Raw genomic sequence first — 7,045 nt, 5'->3', positions numbered from 1 at the left:
GAACATAGATAGAAGTTAGAATAAAAGTTATCAAAGAATTATCCTGGCGGCGATAGTGCGGTGGAACCACCTGACACCATACCGAACTCAGAAGTGAAACGCTGTAATGCCGATGGTAGTGTGGGGCTTCCCCATGTGAGAGTAGGGCACCGCCAGGTTACTAAATACAAAGCTAAATTAAATAAAATAAAATAAAATAAAAACAGAAGAACCCCAGTTGAGCTACTGGGGTTTTTCTATTTGAACTTAACAACTATTATAAAAAATAGAATTAAAGATGATAGCTCGTGCCGAAAGAGATATGGGGCTTATATTTCGATTATTTACAAAAATCAGTATTATTGGATTTTCGATATACAAAACTTATGTATTCTTAATAATCTTTTAGATATCTCTTGAGGGATAAATATGACTATTTTTCAGTTTATATAGTACTTCTAATTAGAGATTATTTTTAGCTCTAATTCTAATCTCTTGGAGACGTAGACTAGGTATTTGTTATTATTTTGATTTCTTTCACCAATATATCACCTATTTGTTTACGCCAACCTATGAGTAATTCCGGTAATTTATTGGATGAACATTCTTTTTTCCACACCCATTTTATTAATTCTTCTAATGTTCGTTTACTCGCTATGATTTCTGGTGATAGTCCTCCTGGAGTGAGTGCAGTAACTTGCTCTTGTAGTGAACGAATTATTTGTTTATAACGAGGATCTTCAGAAATTCTAACTATTTTCTGTGGATAATTATTAGGAGATATCTGGCTAGCTTGAGTAAGGAGCTGAAGAATTTTTTTTCCATAGATTCGGATCTCATTATGAGTTAGACCCAGTTCAAGCATCTCAGCTATATTACGAGGATTGTACTTTGCTACTTTCCAAAGATGTTCTGATTTTACAATATAAGACAAGGCTAAATTTCGTTTTACAGCAATATTTTGTCGCCATGTTGCTAAAACTTTTAAGCGAGCTAATTCTAAAGGCTTCAGTTTCCATGCATTTGGAATATCCAAATAGGCTTTATTCGCATCTCGTTCTTTTAATTTATATGTTTTGATAAGTGCGAGTTCACAGTCTTCCTTTACAGCTTTTAACCAAGGCGTTTGGGAGAGTTCTTGTTGCAGAATGTGATACAGCGGAAGTAAATACCATACATCTCCAGCCGCATACTGTAATTGTATTTTTGAAAGAGGACGTTTAATCCAATCAGTACGAGTTGCACCTTTATCTATTTTTATATTCAGATATTGTTGGACTAATTTTGCTAAACCTGCAGACATACCTAGTCCAAGGAAACGAGCCATAATTTGTGTATCTATCATGGGTATAGGCAACTGATTAAATTCCTGCAAAAATACTAATAAGTCTTCACTACAAGAATGTAATACTTTGAGAACGTGAGAATCAGCAAGTAGTTTAACAAAAGGTGAAAAATCAGTGATCATAAGTGGATCAATTAAAGACACTCGTTTGCCGTCATAAAGTTGGATTAATCCCAGTTTTGGGAAATAGGTTGATATGCGTATAAATTCGGTGTCTAACGCAACTATATTCTGTTGTTGGGCCAAAAGGCAAATTTCTGAAAGCTCAGTATTAGTTGTAATAAGAGAAAAGTGCGGTAAATTTTGGCATTCTTTTATCATTGTCGTGTTTCAACAGGAGGATTTAACAAGGAAATGGGATATTGCTATCCCATTTATTTAATGAACGGAACGTTTTGCGATTTCTTCATCTCGAAGTACGCGACGTAGAATTTTTCCTACATTCGTTTTGGGTAATTCATCACGGAATTCAATTTCTTTTGGAACTTTATAGCCTGTAAGATATTGTCGACAATGCTGGCGAATTTCATCACGTGTTAGACTATCATCTTTTTTTACTACAAAAATTTTGATAGTTTCACCTGATACTTCATGTGGTATCCCGATAGCAACAGCTTCTGAGACTTTATTATTAAGCATTACTACGTCTTCAATTTCATTTGGATATACGTTAAAGCCTGAGACTAGTATCATATCTTTTTTACGATCAACAATACGAAGGCTATAAGTTTCATCCATAATCACAATATCGCCAGTTGCCATCCAACCATCTTTTAAAACTTCACTTGTTGCCTCTGGGCGTTGCCAATAACCTTTCATGACTTGTTCGCCTTTTACCCATAATTCGCCAGGTTCCCCAATTTTGGCTTCGGTTCCATCATCTTGGATAATTTTAATGTCAGTATTTGGAACTGGTACGCCTATGGTGCCATTGTGTTTTACTACATTAATTGGGCAAGCAGCAATAAGCGGTGAACACTCTGTCATGCCGTAGCCTTCAATAATATTACAACCTGTTAGAGCATGCCAACGTGTTGCAACAGATTGCTGAATTGCCATCCCTCCACCTACAGAGAGTTTTAATGCTGAAAAATCCACCTCTTTGAAGTTTTCGTTATTCAATAAAGCATTAAATAACGTATTTACTCCTGTAATAGCTTCAAATTGATATTTTTTTAGTTCTTTTACAAAACCATCAATATCACGTGGATTAGTGATTAAAATTGCGGTAACGCCTAATTCTAAAAATAATAAGCAATTTACGGTTAATGCAAAAACGTGATAGAGCGGTAAGGCTAAAATTGCAGAATGAGTACGCGTATGATCACCAATAAAGGGTTCTGCGATCCATTTAGCTTGGAAAACATTAGTAATAATATTTCCGTGCGTTAACATTGCCCCTTTAGCGACGCCAGTTGTACCTCCAGTATATTGTAGGAATGCCAGATCACTTCGAACAACATCGGGGCGTACATATTGACGATATTTTCCGATGCTTAATACTTCTCTAAATGTTACTGCATGTGGCAACTTGTATTTAGGAACGAGCTTTTTGATATATTTTACAACGAAATTGACGATTGTACGTTTACCGAAAGAGAGCTGATCCCCCATTCTTGTTAAAATGACATGTTTTACATTCGTGTTGAAGACAACTTTTTCTAAGGTTGAGGCAAAATTAGATACAACAATGATTGCCACCGCACCACTGTCTTGTAGTTGATGTTCTAATTCTCTTGGTGTGTAAAGTGGGTTAACATTTACTGCAGTCAGACCAGCCCGTAAAATACCAAAAAGTGCAATAGGGTACTGTAATAAGTTTGGCATCATCAATGCTACACGATCGCCACGTTGAAGTTTAAATTCGTTTTGTAAATAGGCAGCAAAAGCACGACTACGCTCCTCTAATTTTCGGAATGTAAGTATTTGTCCCATATTGATATAAGCTGGACGGTCGGGGTGCTCACGTACGGCTTTATCAAACATATCCAGAATTGACTCATATTTTGATGTATCCAGAAATTTTTCAGAACCTTCTGGATAGTTTTGAAACCAAATTTTTTCCATTTTTTATCCTAGTTTATTGGAAAATTTCCAAGATTTTATCATTTAATTCAAATAATAGCGAATTTCGGGTTGGATATACCGAGGGCGATGTCTCCATCTAAAAAATCCCCAATCATCATCTTCATCCCAATCATCTGTTGGATAATCATAGGTGGTACTTAGTGTCCAAATACGGTATTTATCAGGTTGAATAACAGGATAAGTATAATCAGCTTGTTCGATCTTGCCTTTCTCTGTTCCAGCTAATTGCCCACCTACAGTAATATAACGTTCTTTTAAATTTTCAGGGTCTACAAAGCCGTTGAAATACACTATAAAGCGGCCATCTGATTGAAATTCAACGAATGGTTTACCTGAAATTGATGATACCGGTAAACTTAACACTTCAATTTTTGTTCGATTTGGTAAAACAGTCGCCTGAACAATTTTCCCTCCAAGTCGAACAGTTTTACAATGACAGGTTAAATCCTGAGGGGAAATCTCGCGATAGGAATTAATAGAGAATCTCTCTTCTTCTAACCCTTTCGGCGGTGTCATACAGCCTGCCAATCCCAAGCAAAGTGCGGTAAAAAATAAGGTAATTTTTCCTTTCATTTTCTATCCTCCAGTTATTTAAACTTATTCACGTCCTGGTAATTTTTTCCAAGTAACTTCGTTCCGTAAATAAATCGGTTCAATCTCTAAAGCTGAAATTGTGCGTTTCTGCAAGTATTCTACTCGTGCTAGCTCCAGCATATATAAGGCATTAGGCAACGCTATATCTGAGCTTGTTAGATTTTTTTCAGTAAATTGAGAATACGCAGCCCAACCAGTCCCGACTCTAAATGCATTATCATCTCGAAGCTGTTTAATTGCTTGTTCTGGCGAACAAACTTGTTCAGTTATGATTTCTCGCCATTGAAAAAATTCCCCGATATCAGACCGCACTTTTTCTCTCATTAATTGAGAAAAATAAACTTCATTCATTCTGGCATCAATCGCTGCAACGACATTTTCTGCTTGATGTAATTCAAATGCAGCCTGTGCCATCGCGGTTAAATTTGAAATAGGAATGACAGGTAAATCAGCTCCAAACGCCAAACCTTGTGCAATCCCAGCACCAACACGGACACCAGTAAAACTACCAGGACCACGCCCAAAAGCCAGAGCATTAACTTGATTTAAATGCAAGCCTGAGTTTGCTAAGATTTTATCAATCATAGGAAGAATTCGTTTGGTGTGCGTGCGTTGCGCTAATTCATTTAAATGTGTTTTTTCACCGTTATATAGTAGTGCAACTGAGCAGGCTTCAGTAGAGGTATCTAATGCTAATAAAGTTAGCTTTGTCATTATTTTTTCTCATTTATTGATTTTGTAAGAATTGTATCACTTTATTGAGATCTCGGGTACGACTTGAGTTTGGCAAACTCTTTAAAAACGTTTCGCCATAATTTCTCATAACTAAACGATTATCACAAATAATCACTACGCCACGATCGCTTACACCTCGAATTAGACGCCCAACGCCTTGCTTTAGCGTAATCACGGCTTCTGGAATTTGAATATCATTGAATGGATCGCCTCCCTGTAGCTTGCAATCTTCAATACGTGCTTTTAATAAGGGGTCATCAGGTGCAGTAAACGGAAGTTTATCGATAATCACCAGGGAAAGTGCATCACCGCGAACATCGATTCCTTCCCAAAAACTAGATGTTGCAACAAGTACACTATGAGAGGTATAAGTGAATTGTTCCAATAATTTGCCTTTAGAGGTTTCTCCCTGTACTAAAATTGAAAGCATACTTTTTTCACGAAAATATTCTGCTAATCCTCGCATCATTGTGTAAGAAGTGCAAAGTACAAAGCAGCGCCCTTTATTGGCTTCTATTACTGGCAGTAACATTTCACCTAATGATGTTAAAGTATGCGTTTTATTGGTAGTTGGCAAATAACGAGGAACACAAAGTAACGATTGTTCAGGATAATTAAATGGACTATGTAAAATCTTTTGTGTTGCATGTTCAATCCCTAATCGTTGACAAAAATGATTAAAGGTTCCACCTACTTCTAATGTTGCGGAAGTAAAAATCCATGCAGCCTCTTTGATCTTCAGTTGTTCTCCAAATTTGTCGGCCACGGTTAGCGGTGTAATATGTAAGCCGAATTGACGACCATTTACCTCATACCAATAACAAAACCCCACAATATTAGTTTCGGTTAGGCGCTTTAATTGACTTTTTATTGATTCGACACGTTCAAAAATACTATCGAGTGTTTGTGAACGCCCTAATGTAAGCTTAATCACCTCGGAGAGAAAATTAATTTTTTCTTGTAATAAATCAAAGGCTTTTTTTACCGCACTTTGTTTATAAAATTCACGCCAATTTCCACGAGTATTATTTTCTTCACCTAATAAAAGACGAAAATCCTGTACAACTTTAAGTAATGTATCTGATGTGCTGCCAAGTTGCAGCATATCTTTTAGTTCGGTACGATAAACAATATTAATATCTTTGCATAAATCAAATAGCTGTCGAGAGGTGAGCGATTGCCCAAAATATTGGCTGGCAATATCGGGCAATTGATGTGCTTCATCAAAAATAATCACTTCTGCATGAGGAATTAATTCCCCAAATCCAGTTTTTTTCACAGCCATATCAGCAAAAAACAAATGATGATTAATGACCACTAGATCCGCATTTAGTGCTTTTCTCCGAGCTGCTGTAACATAGCATTCGCTATAATTAGGGCAATCAGTTCCTAAACAACTTTCCGCGGTACTAGTTAGCTGTGAAATGATAGGGCTGTCTTCGGCAAGTTCTACACATTCAGTAAAATCACCTGTTTTTGTGCTGTTATTCCACTTTCTAACTTTACTTAAATCCGTTAGAACAGATTTATCACCAAGCACTCCTTGTGCAATAACTTGATCTAATCGTTCTAAACATAGATAGTTTGCTCTTCCTTTGAGTAAGGCTATTTTTCCTGTGAAATTAAGCGCTTTTTTGATAGCAGGAAGATCTCGATTGAAAAGCTGATCTTGTAAATTTTTGGATCCAGTTGAAATAATGGTTTTTTTGTTAAATAGTAATACTGGAGCTAGATATGCCAAAGTTTTGCCCGTGCCTGTACCTGCTTCAATAACAAGAGAAGACCTATTATAAATAGTATCACCAACGGCTTGAGCCATGCTAAGTTGTTCTGCCCTTGGACTGAAGTCCTTTATATTTTGACTTAATTGTCCATTGAGAGAGAATATGTGAGAGAGTTGATCTTGATAATTCATTTATAGGAAAATTTTTTGGGGTAAGTCTAGCAAAATTTGATGTGATCGTATAGGAAAGACAGTTGAAATCATCAAAGATGAAATAATTAATTTATATTTATAAAACCGATATTTATTAAACCATATATACCTTGCTAATTCCCTATTTTCCATGGATAATAGAGCGTCTTTTTACGCCTAAGAATTTGCGTAAATAAAGGATAAGTTTTGTTGGTGAAAACTCAATGCGGCAATCGGCATAAGACATTGATAATCAACATTTTTCTTAAAATGAATTAGCCGCTTGCAACGCGTGCGGAATATCGCGTTGTTTTATAAAGCAAACGTTTATGCTTAATAACGTTATCAATGCACCCAGCAACATACAGTCGTGAGATTGACTGGCGCGA

General features: G+C 36.3%; 5 protein-coding genes and 1 rRNA gene. 1 reads left to right on the top strand and 5 read right to left on the bottom strand.

The genetic code is table 11. The features are described 5' to 3' along the window. The first annotated feature begins 42 nt into the window (after window positions 1-42). A 5S ribosomal RNA gene (gene rrf / locus KKW16_RS08910) occupies window positions 43-158 on the top strand. A gap of 329 nt (window positions 159-487) precedes the next feature. Here the strand turns inward: rrf and rnd are convergent. From rnd to yoaA, 5 genes are read right to left on the bottom strand one after another with little or no spacing between them, the layout of a single operon-like run. After that, on the bottom strand, window positions 488-1,645 hold the full coding sequence (gene rnd, locus KKW16_RS08905; protein ID WP_048953289.1) for a ribonuclease D: 1,158 nt from the start codon (window positions 1,643-1,645) through the stop codon (window positions 488-490). A 57-nt stretch (window positions 1,646-1,702) separates the two neighbouring features. Continuing rightward, window positions 1,703-3,391 carry a long-chain-fatty-acid--CoA ligase FadD gene (gene fadD, locus KKW16_RS08900; RefSeq protein WP_140524215.1) on the bottom strand — a complete coding sequence of 563 codons (1,689 nt, stop codon included), beginning with the start codon at window positions 3,389-3,391 and terminating at the stop codon, window positions 1,703-1,705. 42 nt (window positions 3,392-3,433) lie between these two features. Next, on the bottom strand, window positions 3,434-3,985 hold the full coding sequence (locus tag KKW16_RS08895) for a Slp family lipoprotein (RefSeq protein ID WP_140524213.1): 552 nt from the start codon (window positions 3,983-3,985) through the stop codon (window positions 3,434-3,436). Between the two features lie 24 nt (window positions 3,986-4,009). Then, window positions 4,010-4,720: a tRNA (adenosine(37)-N6)-threonylcarbamoyltransferase complex dimerization subunit type 1 TsaB gene (gene tsaB, locus KKW16_RS08890; protein ID WP_140524211.1), complete on the bottom strand. Its 711-nt coding sequence runs from the start codon at window positions 4,718-4,720 to the stop codon at window positions 4,010-4,012. A 13-nt stretch (window positions 4,721-4,733) separates the two neighbouring features. Further along, entirely contained in the window at window positions 4,734-6,656 is a 1,923-nt protein-coding gene (gene yoaA, locus KKW16_RS08885; protein WP_215768195.1) for a DNA repair helicase YoaA, read from the bottom strand. Window positions 6,657-7,045: the final 389 nt, after the last annotated feature.

This window comes from Haemophilus sp. SZY H8 (genome assembly GCF_018829755.1).
GTDB classification, from domain to species: domain Bacteria; phylum Pseudomonadota; class Gammaproteobacteria; order Enterobacterales; family Pasteurellaceae; genus Haemophilus; species Haemophilus haemolyticus_K.
The sequence above is the reverse complement of the archived record's forward strand: the minus strand, read 5'-3'. Positions and strand labels throughout refer to the sequence as shown.

Bases quoted from the DNA above. Each gene is read 5' to 3' on its own strand.
- rnd (WP_048953289.1), bottom strand. From the start codon at position 1,645: ATGATAAAAGAATGCCAAAATTTACCGCACTTTTCTCTTATTACAACT.
- fadD (WP_140524215.1), bottom strand. From the start codon at position 3,391: ATGGAAAAAATTTGGTTTCAAAACTATCCAGAAGGTTCTGAAAAATTT.
- KKW16_RS08895 (WP_140524213.1), bottom strand. From the start codon at position 3,985: ATGAAAGGAAAAATTACCTTATTTTTTACCGCACTTTGCTTGGGATTG.
- tsaB (WP_140524211.1), bottom strand. From the start codon at position 4,720: ATGACAAAGCTAACTTTATTAGCATTAGATACCTCTACTGAAGCCTGC.
- yoaA (WP_215768195.1), bottom strand. From the start codon at position 6,656: ATGAATTATCAAGATCAACTCTCTCACATATTCTCTCTCAATGGACAA.